This window comes from Corynebacterium sp. MSK073 (assembly GCF_030232085.1).
GTDB lineage: Bacteria > Actinomycetota > Actinomycetes > Mycobacteriales > Mycobacteriaceae > Corynebacterium.
Map to the genome: position 1 here is coordinate 1 of NZ_JASPIY010000057.1, position 230 is coordinate 230.

The 230-nt window shown below is 60.9% G+C and carries 1 protein-coding gene; it reads left to right on the forward strand.

What is annotated here, in order from left to right; translation table 11 throughout:
* Nucleotides 1-230 (forward strand): transposase (locus QP970_RS11660; RefSeq protein ID WP_284869975.1); only part of this gene is annotated, 230 nt, incomplete at both ends.

A 230-nucleotide genomic window follows, 5' to 3' on the forward strand; every position in this document is an offset into this window, starting at 1 on the left:
TGGGTGTCCTACCAGGACCGTAAAGCAGTCTCCCGCGCACTGCGTGAGGTCTACACAGCCGCTAACGAGGACACCGCGCGTGCCAGCCTGGATGCTTTCGAGGCCAGTGAACTTGGCCGGAAATATCCCCAGTCGGTCAAAGTCTGGCGTGATGCATGGGAGCGGTTCGTGCCGTTTCTGCAGTTCCCGCCAACGGCCAGGCGAGTGCTCTACACCACCAACTCCATCGA